This is a genomic window from Burkholderia sp. BCC1644 (assembly GCF_902833225.1).
Lineage (GTDB): Bacteria > Pseudomonadota > Gammaproteobacteria > Burkholderiales > Burkholderiaceae > Burkholderia.
This window is the reverse complement of record NZ_CADFEI010000014.1, coordinates 143,717-160,827: the sequence shown is the minus strand read 5'-3', so window position 1 is coordinate 160,827 and position 17,111 is coordinate 143,717. Positions and strand designations below refer to the sequence as shown.

Sequence of the window (17,111 nt, the reverse complement as noted above, 5' to 3'; positions counted from 1 at the left end):
CGTGCGGCCGCTCGGCCGCACGCGCCGGTGCGCTTATGCGACGTGCGCGACGTCGTATTGCGAAGACAAGTACCGCCGGATCTCGGCAGGCGAATCGATGAAGCGCCTGCCGTTGTGCTCGCGAATCGCGAGCGTGTCGTCGTTAGGCGCTGGTCCGTCGCCGAGCACGAGCACGGGCGCCGACTGGTTGTCCGCGCCGATCAGCGCAACGATCGGCTGGCGCGGCCGCGGCGCGTCGATGTACTCGACGTCGACGGCGTCGCGCAGCTGCGGATAAAAACTCAGCAGCCCTTCGACGGAAACCGAATCGCCGCAGTAGAACGGACCTTCGGAGTCCTTGAAAAAACCCGGGCGCAGAATGAACAGCGTGTCTTTCATGGTGGTCTCGCTATGAGAGAGGGACGAACGTTGAAGAAAGGGTGATGCGGGGTGGCGTGTACTAAGTTGCCGGATTTCAGGCCTCCGCGAGCGCGGCGGCGCGCATTCTCGCGAAGCCGGCAGCGAGGTCGGCGATCATGTCGTCGGGGTGCTCGAGCCCAGCATGAATCCGCAGCAGCGGGCCCGTCGCGGCCCATTGGGTGGCGGTACGGTGGCGCGACGGATTGGACGGGATGATCAGGCTTTCGAAGCCGCCCCAGCTATACCCCATGCCGAAACACGTCATGCCGTCGAGCAGCGCGCGCACGGCGTCGTCGGCCTGCGGATGCAGGACCACGCCGAACAGCCCGCACGCGCCCGTGAAATCGCGCTGCCACAGCGCGTGGCCCGCGTCGCCGGGGCGTGCCGGATACAGGATCCGCGCGACTTCCGGCTGTTGCGAGAACCATTCGGTTAGCACCTGCGCGTTGCGCTGGTGCCGCTCGAGACGGACCGACAGCGTACGCAGGCCGCGCAGCGCGAGATACGCATCGTCGCCGCTGACGGTCATCCCGAGCTGTCGGTAGCAGCGCGTGACCTTCGGAGCGAGCGCCTCGGTCGTCAGGATCGCCCCCATCAGTACGTCCGAGTGCCCGGCGATGTATTTGGTCGCGGCGTGAATCGACACGTCGACGCCGTGCGAAAACGAACGGAAGTTCAGCGGCGTGCCCCACGTGTTGTCGAGCAGCACGACCGCGCCGTGCAGGTGCGCGACGCGGCTGATCGCCGGAATATCCTGCACTTCGAAGGTCAGCGAACCCGGCGATTCGGTGAATACCGCGCGCGTGTTCGGCCGCATCAGCGATGCGATGTCCGCGCCGATCGTCGGATCGTAGTACGTCGTCTCGATGCCGAGGCGCGCCAGCGTTTCGTCGCAGAACGAACGGGTCGGGTCGTACACGGAATCGGCCATCAGCAGATGGTCGCCCGGGTTCAGCACCGCGAGCAGCGCGGTCGTGATCGCACTGAGGCCGCTCGGCGTCAGCAGCGCGGCGTGCGCGCCTTCGAGTCGCGCGAGCGCTTTCTCGAGCGCGCGCGTGGTAGGGCTGCCGTGACGACCGTACGCGAGCGGCGTGCCGCGTACGGCATCGAGCGCATCGGTGCCGTGAAAGAGCAGCGTCGACTGGCGATAGACGGGCGGGTTCACCGGCGAGCCGGGCTGGCCGTGCGAGCGGCCTTCATGGGCGAGAACGGTGTCGGTCGAATGCAGGTGGTTCAAGATGTCTCCTTTGAGTGTCGGTCAGTCGAAGCGGGGCGGCTGTCGCACCGGTCAATGCAGGATCTTGTCGAGGAAGTCGCGCGCGCGTTCGGAGCGCGGCGCCGCGAAGAACCGGTCGCTGGCCGCGTCCTCGACCACTGCGCCCTGATCCATGAAGATCACGCGATGCGCAACCTTCCGCGCGAAACCCATTTCATGCGTCACGCAGACCATCGTCATGCCTTCGCGCGCGAGCTCGACCATCACGTCGAGGACTTCGTTGATCATCTCGGGATCGAGCGCGGAGGTCGGCTCGTCGAACAGCATGGCGACCGGGTTCATCGACAGTGCGCGCGCGATCGCGACGCGCTGCTGCTGCCCGCCGGACAACTGCCCCGGATACTTGTGCGCGTGCGCCTTCAGGCCGACACGGTCGAGCAGTTTCATGGCGTTCTCGACGGCCTCGTCCTTGCGGCGGCCGAGCACCTTGATCTGTGCCAGCGTCAGGTTGTCGGTGATCGACAGGTGCGGAAACAGCTCGAAATGCTGGAACACCATGCCGACGCGGGCGCGCAGTTGCGCAAGCTTCGCTGCGGGGTCGCCGAGCCGCGTGCCGTCGACGGTGATGCTGCCTTTCTGGAACGGTTCGAGGCCGTTGATCGTCTTGATCAGCGTCGATTTTCCGGAGCCCGACGGCCCGCATACGACGACCACCTCGCCCTTCGAGACTGCCGCGCTGCATGCCGAAAGCACCTGGTGCTTGCCATACCACTTCGATACGTTGTCGAGCGTAATCATGTTCTGTCCGTCGATGGAGTTCATGTGAATACCGGATGCGCGCTCAATGCGTGGACGGCAGCGCGAGGCGCGTCTCGACGCGACCCTGAAGCCGCGTGAGCAGCGTGCTGAGAACCCAGTAGATCGCGGCGGCGGCGAGGTAGAGCGGCAGCGGCTGGAACGTCGCGGCGATCACTTCCTGCGTCGAGCGCAGCAATTCGGTGACGGTGATCACGGAGACCAGCGACGTGTCCTTGATCAGGCTGATCAGCGTGTTGCCGAGGCTCGGTACCGCGAGGCGCAGCGCTTGCGGGCACACGATGTAGCGCAGCGTCTGCACGTGCGTGAGACCGAGACTGTGTGCGGCCGCCCATTGCCCGCGGCCGATGCCGAGAATCGCGCCGCGCATGCTTTCTGACAGGTAGGCGCCCGCATTGAGCGTCAGCGTGAAGATGCCGGCTGTCGTGGGGTCGAGCGTGATGCCGAGATCGGGCAGCCCGTAGTAGACGACGAACATCTGCACGAGCAGCGGCGTGCCGCGCATCAGGCTGACGTAGCCCTGCGCGAGGCTGGCGGCAAGCCGGTTGCTGCCGATGCGCATGATCGCGATCACGAGCCCGACGACGAGGCCGAGCGCCATCGACGCGACGGCAAACTTCAGCGTGAGCATGGCGCCCTTGACCATCACGGGCAGCGTATGTACGACCAGTTGGAGTGCTTCCATTGCGTGTCTCCTGATTGTGTGCCGGACAGCCCCGCGCGTTCGTGCGCGCGGGCGCGGTGGGCTGCGTTATTGCGTCACCGGCTTGGTCGTGTCCGTGCCGAACCACTGCATCGAGATCTTCTTCAGCGTGCCGTCCTGCTGCAGCGATGCCACGGCGTCGTCGATCGCCTTCGCGAATTTCGGGTTGCCCTTGCGGAACGGGATGCCCATCCGGTCCTCGCCGCCCGCGAGCACCGAGCCCGGGCGCAGCGGCAAGTGCGAGTTCTTGATCAGGTAGTTGAGCATCAGGCGATCGTTGACCGCGGCGTCGAGACGGCCGGCGGCGAGGTCGCGGAGGTTTTCCGGCGTACCGGGGTAGACCTGCAGGTCGATCGCGGGCACGGTCTTGACGAGATCGACGTAGTTGCTGCCCATCGTCACGCCGACCTTCTTGCCCTTCAGCTCGTCGAGCGACTTGAATGCGCGTGCATCGTTCTGTCGTTGCAGCAGCTGCGCCGACGAATACACGTACGGTGCGCTGAAGTCGAGCGCCTGCTGGCGCGACGGCGTGATCGCGACCTGGTTGACGATCACGTCGAACTTGCCGGCCTGCAGGCCCGCGAGGATCCCGCTCCATTCGGTCGTGACGAACTGCGGCTTCACGCCGAGGCGGGCCGCAACCGCCTTCGCGACATCAACGTCGAAGCCTTCGAGCTGGCCGTCGGCGTTGCGGTAGTCGAACGGCGGGTAGGTGCCTTCCAGCGCGATCTTCAGTACACCGGATTGCTTGACGGTGTCGAGCAGGTCGGCCGCATGCGAGGTTGCGGCCGCGATGCAGAGGAGGGCGGCCGCGATACCTTGCTTGAGCGTCGGGTTGAAGTGTTTCATGGTTGTCTCCGGGGTTGTTGTCGAAAATTCAGGGTGTGCGACGCCGCGGCGACGGGCGGCGTCGCCGTTGGGCGGGAAGTCGGTGCGGCGGGTGGCGGCGCGAATCGGGCACCGCCGTGCGTGATGCCGTGCGTTACGGCATGCGTTCACGCGCGACGGTGGCGCGGGGATGAGGGCGTGAGCAGTGCGAGCGGCCGTCGAGTGACGCGTGAGCCGACCGCGCGGCATGCATGTCGAATGTGTTCCGGTGCGCGGCGAAGAGTTCAAGCATGGTGTTCATGATTGCCCGTACGGCTTTGCGAGAGGAGTGGACCGGGTGCCTCGTCGATGCGCATCCGGTGACACGAATGCTGAGCGACTGAGGGCAATCTTAGGTTTGTCAAAAAGGAATGTGTTTCCAAAGATGCACGCACTTTCTGCGCGCCGTGGAATGTTTTTCTCTACGTGCGGAAGGAGGCGCAAGCGATCTGCTGCGGTTGCGCGTGATGCGAAGCATCGGGTGCTACGGTGCGACGGTGCGGTTGCTCCGCATCGTGAACGGGTGAACCGGTGGCTCGCCGAAAAGCAAAACGGCCAGGCTGCCGGTAGTGGCAAGCCTGGCCGTCGGCCTTCGTCACGCGCGATGCGCGTTACTCGAACGTTTCGAGCGCGAGCAGTTCTTCAATGGTCTGCCGGCGGCGGATCAGCCGCGGCGCGCCGCGATCGACGAGCACTTCCGGCGCGAGCGGCCGGCTGTTGTAGTTCGAGGACATCGACGCGCCGTACGCGCCCGCGTCGTGCAGGAACAGCAGGTCGCCGATCTGCGGCTGCGGCAGCTTGCGGTGCGTGACCACGCCGCCCGCGTCCTGCGTGAACACGTCGCCCGATTCGCACAGCGGCCCGGCGATCGCGAGATCGACGGCCGGCCGGCCGGCCGGCAGCGCGCCGTCGTGCGCGTGCACGGACACCGCGTGATAGCTGCCGTACATCGACGGACGCATCAGGTCATTGAAGCCCGCGTCGATCAGCACGAAATCGTGTTTCGGCCGGCGGTTGACGGCCTGCACTTCGGTGACGAGCGTGCCGGCTTCCGCGACGAGGAAGCGGCCCGGTTCGATCTCGATGCGCACCGGGTGACCGAGGTGCCGCTCGATCCGCTTGCGCGCGGCGTCCCACTGGCTGAAGTAGTGGCCGACGTCGACACGCGGCTCGCCGTCACGATAGGGGATCGACAGGCCGCCGCCGGCCGAGATCGCGTCGATGTCATGGCCGAGCGACGTGACGAGATCGACCATCGCATCGCACACTTGCGACAGGTGGCCGTAGTCGACGCCCGAACCGATGTGCATGTGGATGCCGACGAGCTTCAGCCCGTACTGGCGCACGATCTCGATCGCGCGCGGCACGTCGTCGATCCAGATGCCGTGCTTGCTCTGCGGGCCGCCGGTGTTGGTCTTGTTGCTGTGGCCGTGGCCGAAGCCGGGGTTGACGCGCAGCCATACGCGGTGGCCCGGCGCGTGCTCGCCGATGCGCGCGAGCATGTCGAGCGAACCGGCGTTGACGGTCACGCCGTGCTTCAGCACGGCCGCGAGCGTCGGGCGGTCGATCAGGTCGGCCGTGAACACGACGCCTTCCGGCTCGCCTGCCGCAGGATCGCCTGCCGAACTGAATCCGGCCGCGAGGCTGCGCTCGATCTCGCCGAGCGACACGGCGTCGACGCACGCGCCTTCCTCGCGCATCAGCTTCAGGATATGGATGTTCGAGTTCGCCTTCTGTGCATAGCGGATCACGTCGAACTGGCGCAGTTGGGCGATGCGGTCGCGGATGACGTCGGCGTCGTACACCCACAGCGGGGTGCCGTATTGCTGCGCGAGCGTCGCGAGCTGGCGGGAATCGAGGGACATGGCGGATGAATCGGATCGAATGAACGGATAGCGTGGATGATGCACCTGAATGGCTATGCAGTAAAATGCATGTTTGTCGATATTCGATTCAATTCTGATATAGAAGATCATGCTCACGCACCGTCATATCGAGGTATTCCGCGCGCTGATGGTTACCGGCAGCACGACGCGTGCGGCCGAGATGCTGTACACGTCGCAGCCGACGATCAGCCGCGAGCTCGCGCGGATGGAGCAGGTCGTCGGCTTCGCGCTGTTCGAGCGCACGCACGGCCGGCTGCGGCCGACGATGGCCGCGCTCACGCTGTTCGATGACGTGCGGCTCGCGTATGTGGGGCTTGAACGCGTCGCGGCGACCGCCGCGCGCCTGCGCGAGTTTCGCGACGGCCAGCTGTCGGTGATCGCGTTGCCGGCGTTTTCGCACGCGATCCTGCCCGGTGCGGCCCGCCGATTTCACGACGCGCATGCGGGCGTCAGCATATCGGTCGAAACGCAGGAATCGCCGATGCTCGAAGAGTGGCTCACCGCGCAGCGTTACGACCTCGGGCTGACCGAGCACGACATCGCGCCGGCCGGCACCGTGCTCACGCCGCTGCTCGAAGTCGACGAAGTGTGCGTGCTGCCCGACGGCCATCCGTTGCTCGCGCAGGACGCGATCGACCTGCTCGATCTCGCCGATCGCCCGTTCGTGAGCCTGTCGCTGAACGATCCGTACCGCATCCTGATCGACGAGGCGTTCGCGCAACTCGGCGTCGCGCCGCGCTCGGTGGTCGATACGCCATCGGCCGTGTCGGTGTGCGCATTCGTGCGGCAGGGGCTCGGCGTCGCGATCGTCAATCCGCTGACCGCGCTCGATTTCGTCGGGCGCGACCTGCATGTGCGGCCGCTCACGCGATCGTTTCCGTACCGCGTCAGCATGATCGTGCCCGAACACCGGCCGAAGAATCTGCTCGTCGATGCATTCGCCGATGCGCTGCGCGGCGAGGCGAAGGCGATCCGCCGCAGGCTGGCCGCGCACCTCGGCTAGCGGCACCGTATGATGGGCGCTTCGCCGCCACCTTCCTCACTTTCCGGAATCTCGTCATGACCGACGCAGCGTCTTCCCTCGAACCACCGACCCTCTCCGGCGAACGCGTCGTACTGCGGCCGCTCGATGCATCCGACCGGCAGGCGCTGCTCGATGCCGCGGCCGACGGCGAGTTGTGGAACCTGAAGGTTACGGTCGTGCCGGGCGCGGAGACGGTCGACGCTTATATCGATACCGCGTTGCAGGGGCGCGCGGCCGGCACCGTGATGCCGTTCGTGATCGTCGATCGCGCATCGGGCCGCGTGATCGGCAGCACACGTTTCTGGAAGATCGACCGCAAGAATCGCAAGCTCGAGATCGGCCATACGTGGCTGGGCGAATCGGCGCAGCGCACGCGTGCGAATACCGAAGCGAAGTGGTTGCTGCTGGCTTATGCGTTCGACACGCTGCAGTGCGTGCGCGTGCAGTTCACGACCGACGAGCTGAACGAGAAATCGCGCGCGGCGATCCTGCGGCTCGGGGCGAAACAGGAAGGGATCGTGCGGCACGAACGGATCATGCCCGACGGCCGCAAGCGCAATTCGGTGCGCTTCAGCATCATCGACGACGAATGGCCGGAAGTGAGTGCGCGGCTGAGAGCGAAGCTTGCGACGTAACGTGTGACGTGTGTGACGTGCGTCGCGCCGCCGGCAGGGGAGGCGGCAGCGCGGCGAGGGGGAAGCGGTGCGCCGCGCACGAGGCGCGGCGCTGCATCGCGTTACTGCGCCGATGCGAGGTGGTGGCGCTGCGCGAGCTTCTGCGCATCCGCGTAGTGCGCCTGCAGGATCGGCAGCGACTGGCGTGCGACTTCCTTCAGCTTCGTGTCGCGGCCCGATGCGATTTCGGCCTGGAATGCCGAGATCGCCTTCTGCTGGCCGGCGAGTGCGACCTGCTCGATATACGCCTTGTCGAACTCGGCGCCGCGCAGGTTCTTGATGCTGCCGAGCACGGCCGTGTCGGGGTCGTTGGCCGGCACGTCGACGCCGCGCGGGCTCGCCGCGCGCATCGCCTGGATGATCTTCTCATCGTCGGCCGACACGCGTTGCGCGAATGCCTTGACCTGGCTGTCCGACGTGCGCGAATCGGCGATGCGTGCTGCGTCGTGCTGCGTCGACACGGTTTTCGTGCCGTCCGTGATGAAGGCCTGGTCGGCTTCGTGGATGCGCGTCGCGGCGGCGGCCGGCGCAGCAGGCGCCGCGGGTGCCGGTTGTGCGGTTTGCGCGGTCGCCGTCACGGCGACGAGAAGCAGGCCAGCGGCAGACAAGGCAAGGCGCGAGATGTGGGGAAAGCGGTTCATGGGACCTCCTTTCGATCGGGGCTCTGGTTAAAAAACGGATGACGTGATCCGTCGCTGTGCGAGAGACCGGGCGCGCCCGGGCCGGATTCGACCGCCGCTCTGCCGCGGCGCCGGTCGAAGTGTGTCCCGGCCCGACTGATTCTAGGAGAGCGGTCGGGTAGCAGGTGCAACCGTGCTGTGGTTTGTGTAACGGTTGGTAAGACGAATCGATGCGCGCGCTTGCAGACAGGTATTGCGTACCTGGTGCGCGTGCCGTGGCGGCAATTTTTGCGTGCGCGTGGCGCGTGCAATGCATGAGCGACACGCGCGCGTCATTCGCAATTCATCGTCTTGCTGCCGTGTCGTGCTCGTCGAGCGACGTGTCGGGTCGTGCATGCGATGCGCGAAAAAGCGTCACACGCGATCGAGCAACGCATCGAGGCGCGGCAGCAACGGTGTCGCGCAATGTGCCTGTAATGCGTCGGGTGCGGTGTAGCCCCACGCCACGCCCTGGAACGCGATGCGTGCGCGTCGCGCCGCGTCGGCATCGCGGATTTCATCGCCGACGTACAGCACTTCGTCGGCGCGTACACCGGCCTCGCGAACGAGGGCGCGCAGACGGCGCGCCTTGCCGAACAGCGGAATGCCGCATGCGAAAGTGTCGACACGCGCGCTGGCGCATGGGCCGAGCCGGTCGCGCACGATGTCTTCGGTGTTTGAGGTGGCGATCGCGATGCGGATGCCGCGCGCGGCGAGCGCGTCGAACGTTGCGTCGACGCCGGGGAACAGTCTCACCTGCGCGACGCGCGGCTGCATCAGGCGGCGCATGTCGATCGTCACGCGCGGCACTTTCCACATCGGTACGTCGAGCGCGCGAATGATGTCGCGCGCCGACATGCCGCGCAACGCGGGGCGCAGTTCGGGCGTGGCGTCGCGAAAGCCGTGCAGGCGGGACGCTTCCGACAGCGCCGCGAGAAAGCTGTCGAGCGAATCGGCGAGCGTGCCGTCGAAGTCGAATGCGATGAGGCGAAAGGGCATGACGCGGTGTGACGGGGTTATGGAGCGGGTGACATTGTCACCGAATCGAGCCCCGTCGCCTGCACCGTCGCTTGCGCCTGCGGCGACGCGAGATAGTCGAGCAGCTTCTTCGCCTCTTCCGGATGATCGGCGCCGACCGGAATGCCGCCCGCGAAGCGCGTGACCGACTGCACCGATTCGGGCACCTTGCCCGCATACGTGACGCCCGGCACCGGCAGCAGTTCGCTGACCTGCTGGAAGCCGATTTCGTAGTCGCCGTTCGCGACGACGGACGCCACCGGGATGCGCGGGATCATCTTCGCCTTGGGCTTCACCTGATCCTCGACGCCGAGTTTCCGGAACATTTCCTTTTCGACGTACACGCCGCTCGCGCTGTCCGAATACGCGACCGATTTCGCGTGCAGCAGCACGGCCTGCAACTGGTCGACGGTGCCGATGTCGGGCTTCGGCGCGCCGGCGCGCACGACCATCCCGATCCGCGAATCGGCGAGCTCGACGCGTGACGCGGGAATCACCTTGCCTTCCTTGATCAACTGGTCGAGCGCATAGCCGACCATGATCAATACGTCGGCTTTCTCGCCGCGCGCGAGGCGGTTCGGAATCGCTTCCTTCGACTGGCCCATCGACGGGCCGGAGATCGTGTCGAGCGTGTCGCCGGATGACGCCGTGAAGCCGGGGCCCAATTGCTGGTAAGCGGCCGTGAAGCCGCCGGAGATCATCACGCGCAGTCCGGCCGCTTCGGCCGGCAGCGCGGCGGACGCGAGCGCGACGGCGGCGAGCCAGCACGCGGCGCGGCGCGCGAGGGGAGGTCGGGTCGCAGAGGCGGTGAGTGCGGCTTGGGCGCGCATGGGTCGCTCCTTCCTGTCTGTCGTTGTCGGTGTGTGCGGTTGCTTGCAGCCTGCACGGGCTACATGATCCACCGAAATGCGTACGCGTGCCGTTCGGCGTGCATGTGTTGCCGGCGCCGTGAGCCGGGGAGGGCGGTTCGACGGGGCGCACACACTCGTTTCTGGACGGAACGCATCCGGTGAACCGCAGCCTGCAGGTGTCCCTTGTCCCCCGCGTCACAGCGCGGTATCGTCGATGCTCCGCCTTCCGCCCCCGACCGGAGAACAGCCGTGCCCGCAGCCGCCCCCGCTACGCCGAGATTTTCCACCGACAAGCGCGAACTCGACATCGACGCGATCTTCGACTTCCTGCATCGCGACGCGTACTGGTCGCAGGGTATTCCGCGCGACGTGGTCGAGAAGGCGATCGAGGGTTCGCTGTGCTTCGGCGCGTATGTCGGCGACCGGCTGGTCGGGTTCGCGCGGCTCGTCACCGATCACGCGACGTTCGCGTACCTGTGCGATGTGTTCGTACTGCCGGCCGATCGCGGCAACGGCTACGGCCGCGCGCTGATCGACCACGTGTTCGCGCAGGAGATGGTGCAGCGGCTGCGCCGCATCATGCTCGTGACCACCGATGCGCACGCGCTGTACCGGCCGGTCGGATTCGGGCCGTCCGCGAATCCCGAGCGGCTGATGGAGATCCGCCGCCCCGACATCTACGCGAAACGCTGACGCGCGGCGCTGCGCATACAATACGCGCTTTCCGTTTTTGCCGAAGAGAAGCCCATCATGACCGAACAGGAAGCCGAACAGCTCGCGACGCACCGTCACTACAAGGGCGGCCTGTACCGCTACATCGGCGTTGCGCGCCATTCCGAAACCGAGGAATCGGTGGTCGTGTACGAGCATCTGTGGCCGCATGCGCGCGGGCTGTGGGTGCGCCCGGAAGCGATGTTCAACGGGAACCTCGAGGACGGCACGCCGCGTTTTCGCAAGCTGCGCGACTGATCCGCAACCGGCGGCGCGTGTGCCGCCGGGACAGCCGGCCGCGTGAGCGTGACGCCGTTACGCGCCGGCCAGCGCCTTCACCAACTCGGGCGGCGCATGCGTGACCGTCACCTCCGGCGTGCCGTGCCATGCCGCGAGTTTCTTCACGGCCTTCGCGACGTCGGCCGCGAGCCCCGTGCCGAAGCGCACGCCCGGCTCGACATGCACGGCCTTCAGCTCGAACGTACCCAGCCTGCGATGTGCTTTCGCATCGACGCGGCCGACCAGCCGGCCGCGATGCAGCACGGGCAGGCAGAAATAGCCGTAGCGCCGCTTGTGCTGCGGCGTATAGCACTCGATCGTGTAGTCGAAGCCGAACAGCGTCGACGCGCGACGCCGGTCCCAGACGACCGGATCGAACGGCGACAGCAGCGTCGTGACCGTCGAGCGCAGCGTGTCGGCCCCGGCGGCCGGCAGCAAGGCCTCGAGCGAGCGATGCACGTACGCGGGCTCCTTCCAGTCGTCGATCTGCACCGGAATCAGGTCGCCGGCCTCCGCGAGCCGCTCCAGCTCTTCGCGGTACGAGCGGCGCGGCAGCCGGTAGTAGTCGGCGACCCAGTCCGCGCGCACGACGCCGAGCGCACGGCACGTGTAGTCGAGTAGCGCCGGCAGCACGGCATCGCGTGGCGGCAGGTCGCGTGAGTCGTCCCAGCCGGGCAGCACGCGTTCGCGGACGTCGTACACGCGCTGGAAATTGCGGCGTTCCGACACCATCAGGTCACCCGTCGTGAACAGCACCTCCAGGTGTTGTTTCTCCGGCTTGCGATCCCACCATCCGTTGCCCTTCAGGCCATCCTCGCGCTCGAAGTCGGCCGACCGCACCGGGCCCTCGTCGCGAATCCGCGCGAGCAGTTGCTCGATGTCGGGCCGGTTCTGCTCATGCCACTCGGCTGCGTATTTCCAGCCCATCCCCGACGGATCGAGCATCTTGTAGCGCATCAGCCCGAACTGCTCGACGGGCAGGAAGCACGCTTCGTGCGACCAGTACTCGAACAGGCGTGCCTCGGCGAGATGCTCGTCGAGCCACTGCGGCGCGAAATCGCCGAGGCGGCTGAACAGCACGAGATACGGGCTGCGCGCGACGACGTGGATGGTGTCGATCTGCAACTGCGCCATCCGGCGGATCGAGTCGAGCACGTCGGCCTTGGTCGCCTTGCGGCGGGGCGGCGTCAGCAGGCCCTGTGCGGCGAGATGCAGCGCGCGGGCGGCGGCGGGCGAGAGCGTAAGCATCGGAATGGCGGTCGAGGGTGGCGATCGGGGACCACTTTAGCGCGAAAGCGGCGCACACGTGCGACGCGCCGCTGCACCGCGTCTGACAATGGTTGACAGATGGGTTTCGCAAGTTTCCCTATAGTGCAGTTCATGGCGCGACGATAAGTGCGCGCAACGATTCCGCTTCCGACGCACATATGTCCATGGCACGCAGGAAGCGAAGTCTGGATTCTCAACCCCCATCGAGAATCCAGGAGCCCTGAGCGGACATCCATGCGGCTGTGCACCGGCCCCGAGTGGATGTCCGCTGATTTTTTTGTATTTCCGGTTTTTCACGCTTCGCCGGGCGGCATGTCCTGCCGCGGCATTCGTTTCCCCGGGCCGTACCGGCCGCTTCCTGCTACCTGCTACCTGCTTATTGCCGCTTGCCGCGCGCGACTTCGTCGCCGGCGCCGGGCGGCAGCCGCCGCGTGATCGGAATCGACGCGAACGAGCACAGCCCGACCACGAGGAACGCGGGCCAGAAATCCGACCACATCATCGTCTGATGGCCCTGCAGCCAGTGCGACACGTGCAGCACGAGGCCGGCCACCGTCACGCCGAGGCCGAGCGACATCTGCTGCACGACGCTGCCGAGGCTCGTCGCGCGGCCGGCGTCGCGCGGCGAGATGTCCGCGTAGATCATCGAGTTCAGGCTCGTGAACTGCAGCGCGGGAAAGATGCCGCCGACGAGCACGATCAGCCAGATCGCCCAGGTCGCCATGCCGGGATGGAACACGCCGTACGCGGCGATCGCGAGGCCCGCGAACGCCGCGTTGTAGATCAGTACCGTGCGAAAGCCGAAGCGGCGCAGCGTATGCGTGGCCGTCGAGCGGCTCACCGCGCCGCCGAGCGCGGACGCGCACGTGATGAGCCCCGAATGGAACGCGGTCATGCCGAGCCCTTCCTGTAGCGCGAGCGGCAGCAGGAACGGCACCGCGCCAAGGCCGATGCGGAACAGCGACCCGCCGACGACGCTCGCGTGATACGTCGGGATCTTCAGGAAACTGAGGTCGAGCACCGGCCGCTCCTTGCGGCGCGCGTACGGTACGTACAGCGCGAGCATCACGGTGCCGGCCACGCACATGAGAATCGCGTTCGAGCGCGACGTGAGCGAGCCGTCGATCAGCGTGAGGCCCATCAGCAGCAGTGCGGCGCCGCTTGCCGACAGCAGGAAGCCGAACCAGTCGAGCGGGCCCGGATCGGGCTCGTGGGTGTTCGCGATGTGCTTGCTCGCGAGATAGATCCCGTAGATGCCGATCGGCACGTTGATGAAGAAGATCATCCGCCAGTGCAGGTAGGTCGTGATGAAGCCGCCGACGAGCGGCCCGACCGTGGGCCCGAACAGCGCGGGAATCGCGAGGTAGTTCATCGCGCGCACGAGATCGGAGCGCGGCACCGCGCGGAAGATGATGATGCGGCCGACCGGGACCATCATCGCGCCGCCGACGCCCTGGATGAAGCGCGCGAACGTGAGCACGCCGAGCGAGTTGGAGGCGGCGCACATCAGCGAGCCGACGACGAAGATGCCGATCGCGGTGCGGAACACGGAGCGTGCGCTGAAGCGGTCGGCGAGCCAGCCGCAGATCGGGATGAACACGCCGAGGCCGACCACGTAGGCCGTGATCGCGATGTTCAGCGTGACGGGGCTGTGCCCGAAGTCCCTCGCCATCGCGGGCAGCGCGGTGACGATGATGTTTGCGTCGACGCTTTCCATGAACAACGCACAGGCAACGATGAGCGGTGCTAGAAAGACGGGCGACATGGGCTGGGCGCGCGGTAAAGGCGTCATTATGCCCACAATGTGACCGCTGAGTCACGCGTGACAACAGTTGTTCCGCATGTTGCAACAGTCGTCCTTTCCGGCAAGCCGTGTAGAAAGAACGACTGCGCAAACGTGGCGCCGCGATCGTGTTTATGTGTGCGACCGAACTGACTGGTGAACTGCGCGGCCTCGCCGTCGCTCGGCGCACGCGATGCGCGCTCGACGCACGGCAGGATCCCGACGCTGCCGACGCAGCGATCCCGGAACGGCTCGACGTGTTCGTGCTGTCGCCGGAAGCGCCCGGGTACGGCGGCGCCGACGCGCATCTTCACGAGCATGAATACAGTGTGCGTGTTCGAAGTTCGGCGGGGCATGGTGATTCCTTTTGACGGCGTGAACAGGCGTTTCTAGAATATGAGCGTTTACTCATGTTCGAAACTCGCGTTCCCGTCATGTCCGAATCGTCTTCGCGTATCCCGCTTTCGCCCCGCAAGGCGCCGCGCCAGCGCCGCTCGGTGGCTACCGTCGATGCGATCGTCGAGGCCGCGGCTCGCATTCTGGAGCGCGACGGCTTCGACGGTTACACGACGAACGCCGTCGCGGCGCTGGCCGGCGTGAGCATCGGTTCGCTCTATCAATACTTCCCGAATCGCGATGCGCTGACGGCCGCGCTCGTCGAGCGCGAGAGTGCGCGTCTGCTCGACGACGTCGACCGGGCAGCCGCGCTGTCGTCCTGCGACGAGGTGCTGCGCATGCTGGTGCGCGGGGCCGTCGCGCACCAGATGCGCCGGCCGGTGCTCGCGCGGCTGATCGATTTCGAGGAGGCGCGGCTGCCGCTCGGTGCGCGCGCCGCGCGCGTTGCCGACCGCATCCACGCGACGCTGCTGCATGCGCTGGGCCTGCGCGACGCGCCGCGTGTCGCCGCACCCGACGTCGTTGCGCACGACCTGCTCGCGATCGTGAAAGGGGTCGTCGATGCGGCGGGCGCGCGCGGCGAGACCGATGCGGCGCCGCTCGAAGCGCGCGCGTGGCGGGCGGTACGCGGTTATCTGCGCGAGTCGCGCGAATCGAAACTTGCTTGATGTGCACGTTTCGTGCGACAGTCGGACCCACTCGCACCACAACATGACGCGTATCGATCGAGGGCCATCGAGACGAACGCGCGCGCGAACGAGACCTCGTGCCGATCCACTCACCATCGAAAGGAGGGGACACGTCATGACGTCACGTCGTGCCGCATCGATTGCATCTCGCTTCCCGGTTCATCTCTCGTCACGTGCTGCGCTGCCCACGCCGCGCCTGCGCTGGGCCGCCGCGCTGGCCGTCGCCTATCTCGCCGTCGCCGGCTGCGCCGCGCAGGCCGACAGCGCGAACCGGGCCGCTGCGCAAGCGGCCGGCCAGTCCACGGTCGCGGCCGCCACCGCCGCGACGGCCCCCGCGCCTGGCGCGCTGCTGCCGCCGCCGAGCCAGCTTTACGGCGACCTGTTCGTCGCGGTGCAGACCGCGCAGATCTATCCCGACCAGAAGACCTTCGTCGACGCGACGCCCGATACCGATCCCGCGACGATCGTGCAGTTGTATCAGCAACAGAGATCGCAGCCGGGCTTTTCGCTGAAGACGTTCGTCGGCCAGCACTTCACGCCGCCGCCGGAAAGCGGCGTGACGCCGCCGCCGAACCAGACGCTGCGCCAGCACATCGACTGGCTGTGGCCGCAGCTCACGCGCACGAGCGTCACGGTGCCCCAGTACGGTTCGCTGATCGCGATGCCGAAACCGTACGTCGTGCCGGGCGGCCGCTTCCGCGAAGGCTACTACTGGGATACCTATTTCACGATGCTCGGGCTGCAGGTGTCGGGGCGGGAGGATCTCGTCGACGACATGCTCGACAACTTCGCACATCTGATCGATACGATCGGCCACATCCCGAACGGCAACCGCACGTATTACGCGAGCCGGTCGCAGCCGCCGTTCTTCGCGTACATGGTCACGCTCGCCGCGCAGGCCGAAGGCGACAAGGTCTACCAGAAATACCTGCCCGAGCTGCGCAAGGAGTACGCGTACTGGATGCAGGGCGAAACCACGACGCCGCGCGGGCAGGCCGCGCGCAATGTGGTCGCGATGCCCGACGGCGCGGTGCTGAACCGTTACTGGGACGCGAGCGACACGCCGCGCGACGAGTCGTATCTCGAGGACGTGACGACCGCGAAATCCGTGCCGTCCCGTCCGGCGAACGAGGTGTACCGCGACCTGCGCGCGGGCGCGGAAAGCGGCTGGGACTACAGCTCGCGCTGGTTCGGCGACGGCAAGACGCTGGCGACGATCCGCACGACGTCGATCGTGCCGGTCGACCTGAACAGCCTGATGTTCCATCTCGAGACGACGATCGCGAAGGGCTGCACGGTCACGCGCGACCTGGCATGCGTGACCGATTTCTCCGGGCGCGCGGCACGGCGTGCGGCCGCGATCAATCGTTATCTGTGGAACCGTCGCGGCTATTACGGCGACTATGACTGGCAACTGCGCAAGCCGCGCGATGGCGTGACGGCGGCCACGCTGTATCCGCTGTTCGCGGGCGTCGCATGGCCCGAGCGCGCGAAGGCGACCGCGCGCGAAGTGCGCAGGACGCTGCTGCAGCCGGGCGGCCTCGCGACGACGACCGAGAACACGGGCCAGCAGTGGGATGCGCCGAACGGCTGGGCGCCGCTGCAGTGGATCGCGATAGACGGGCTGCGCCGCTATGGCGAGCCGGCGCTCGCGAAGGAGATCGGCACGCGCTTCCTGTCCGACGTGAAGCATGTGTATGCGACCGAAGGCAAGCTCGTCGAGAAATACGTGGTCGAAGGCGCCGGCACCGGAGGGGGCGGAGGCGGCGAATATCCGTTGCAGGACGGCTTCGGCTGGACCAACGGCGTCACGCTGAAACTGCTCGGGCTGTACGGCGAGTAATACGCGGCGCGGGCCACATGCCCGCACGT

Annotated in this window: 17 protein-coding genes; 6 read left to right on the top strand and 11 right to left on the bottom strand. The window is 66.8% G+C overall.

What is annotated here, in order from left to right:
* Positions 1-33 precede the first annotated feature (33 nt).
* The 6 genes from HWX87_RS26185 to lysA all read right to left on the bottom strand — a co-directional run bounded on the left by HWX87_RS26185 (position 34) and on the right by lysA (position 5,866).
* The gene (locus tag HWX87_RS26185) at positions 34-378 is read right to left on the bottom strand and encodes a DUF3088 domain-containing protein (protein ID WP_176049982.1); all 345 of its coding nucleotides are present in this window, start codon (positions 376-378) and stop codon (positions 34-36) included.
* 76 nt (positions 379-454) lie between these two features.
* Positions 455-1,636: a cystathionine beta-lyase gene (gene metC, locus HWX87_RS26180; protein ID WP_176049981.1), complete on the bottom strand. Its 1,182-nt coding sequence runs from the start codon at positions 1,634-1,636 to the stop codon at positions 455-457.
* Between the two features lie 51 nt (positions 1,637-1,687).
* Positions 1,688-2,413 carry an amino acid ABC transporter ATP-binding protein gene (locus tag HWX87_RS26175; RefSeq protein WP_176050037.1) on the bottom strand — a complete coding sequence of 242 codons (726 nt, stop codon included), beginning with the start codon at positions 2,411-2,413 and terminating at the stop codon, positions 1,688-1,690.
* A 43-nt stretch (positions 2,414-2,456) separates the two neighbouring features.
* Complete coding sequence (locus tag HWX87_RS26170; protein ID WP_175022152.1) at positions 2,457-3,116, bottom strand: amino acid ABC transporter permease; 660 nt, start codon at positions 3,114-3,116, stop codon at positions 2,457-2,459.
* Positions 3,117-3,182: 66 nt separating this feature from the next.
* Positions 3,183-3,983: a transporter substrate-binding domain-containing protein gene (locus tag HWX87_RS26165; protein ID WP_176049980.1), complete on the bottom strand. Its 801-nt coding sequence runs from the start codon at positions 3,981-3,983 to the stop codon at positions 3,183-3,185.
* Between the two features lie 629 nt (positions 3,984-4,612).
* Positions 4,613-5,866, bottom strand: a complete 1,254-nt coding sequence (lysA, locus tag HWX87_RS26160; protein WP_176049979.1) for a diaminopimelate decarboxylase — start codon at positions 5,864-5,866, stop codon at positions 4,613-4,615.
* Positions 5,867-5,975: 109 nt separating this feature from the next.
* On the opposite strand from lysA, the gene HWX87_RS26155 reads away from it, so the two are divergent.
* Both HWX87_RS26155 and HWX87_RS26150 read left to right on the top strand, forming a co-directional pair.
* On the top strand, positions 5,976-6,890 hold the full coding sequence (locus HWX87_RS26155; RefSeq protein ID WP_176049978.1) for a LysR family transcriptional regulator: 915 nt from the start codon (positions 5,976-5,978) through the stop codon (positions 6,888-6,890).
* Between the two features lie 56 nt (positions 6,891-6,946).
* Positions 6,947-7,546 carry a GNAT family protein gene (locus tag HWX87_RS26150; RefSeq protein WP_176049977.1) on the top strand — a complete coding sequence of 200 codons (600 nt, stop codon included), beginning with the start codon at positions 6,947-6,949 and terminating at the stop codon, positions 7,544-7,546.
* A gap of 101 nt (positions 7,547-7,647) precedes the next feature.
* On the opposite strand, the gene HWX87_RS26145 is transcribed toward HWX87_RS26150, so the two are convergent.
* The 3 genes from HWX87_RS26145 to HWX87_RS26135 form a co-directional block, all read right to left on the bottom strand.
* Complete coding sequence (locus HWX87_RS26145; protein ID WP_176049976.1) at positions 7,648-8,226, bottom strand: DUF4142 domain-containing protein; 579 nt, start codon at positions 8,224-8,226, stop codon at positions 7,648-7,650.
* A gap of 393 nt (positions 8,227-8,619) precedes the next feature.
* Positions 8,620-9,243 (bottom strand): HAD hydrolase-like protein, encoded by a 624-nt coding sequence (locus tag HWX87_RS26140; RefSeq protein WP_176049975.1) that lies wholly within the window; start codon positions 9,241-9,243, stop codon positions 8,620-8,622.
* A 17-nt stretch (positions 9,244-9,260) separates the two neighbouring features.
* Complete coding sequence (locus HWX87_RS26135) at positions 9,261-10,091, bottom strand: substrate-binding domain-containing protein (RefSeq protein ID WP_176049974.1); 831 nt, start codon at positions 10,089-10,091, stop codon at positions 9,261-9,263.
* A gap of 270 nt (positions 10,092-10,361) precedes the next feature.
* Here HWX87_RS26135 and HWX87_RS26130 point away from each other — a divergent pair, with 270 nt between their 5' ends.
* Both HWX87_RS26130 and HWX87_RS26125 read left to right on the top strand, forming a co-directional pair.
* A complete protein-coding gene (locus HWX87_RS26130) occupies positions 10,362-10,805 on the top strand; it encodes a GNAT family N-acetyltransferase (protein ID WP_176049973.1) in 444 nt (147 codons plus the stop codon).
* 57 nt (positions 10,806-10,862) lie between these two features.
* Complete coding sequence (locus HWX87_RS26125; protein ID WP_006480837.1) at positions 10,863-11,081, top strand: DUF1653 domain-containing protein; 219 nt, start codon at positions 10,863-10,865, stop codon at positions 11,079-11,081.
* Between the two features lie 57 nt (positions 11,082-11,138).
* On the opposite strand, the gene HWX87_RS26120 is transcribed toward HWX87_RS26125, so the two are convergent.
* The gene (locus HWX87_RS26120; RefSeq protein WP_176049972.1) at positions 11,139-12,350 is read right to left on the bottom strand and encodes a crosslink repair DNA glycosylase YcaQ family protein; all 1,212 of its coding nucleotides are present in this window, start codon (positions 12,348-12,350) and stop codon (positions 11,139-11,141) included.
* Positions 12,351-12,747: 397 nt separating this feature from the next.
* The gene (locus HWX87_RS26115; protein WP_176049971.1) at positions 12,748-14,136 is read right to left on the bottom strand and encodes an MFS transporter; all 1,389 of its coding nucleotides are present in this window, start codon (positions 14,134-14,136) and stop codon (positions 12,748-12,750) included.
* A 452-nt stretch (positions 14,137-14,588) separates the two neighbouring features.
* Here HWX87_RS26115 and HWX87_RS26110 point away from each other — a divergent pair, with 452 nt between their 5' ends.
* Both HWX87_RS26110 and treA read left to right on the top strand, forming a co-directional pair.
* On the top strand, positions 14,589-15,218 hold the full coding sequence (locus HWX87_RS26110) for a TetR/AcrR family transcriptional regulator (RefSeq protein ID WP_176049970.1): 630 nt from the start codon (positions 14,589-14,591) through the stop codon (positions 15,216-15,218).
* Positions 15,219-15,354: 136 nt separating this feature from the next.
* Entirely contained in the window at positions 15,355-17,082 is a 1,728-nt protein-coding gene (treA, locus tag HWX87_RS26105) for an alpha,alpha-trehalase TreA (RefSeq protein WP_176049969.1), read from the top strand.
* The last annotated feature ends 29 nt before the right edge of the window (positions 17,083-17,111 follow it).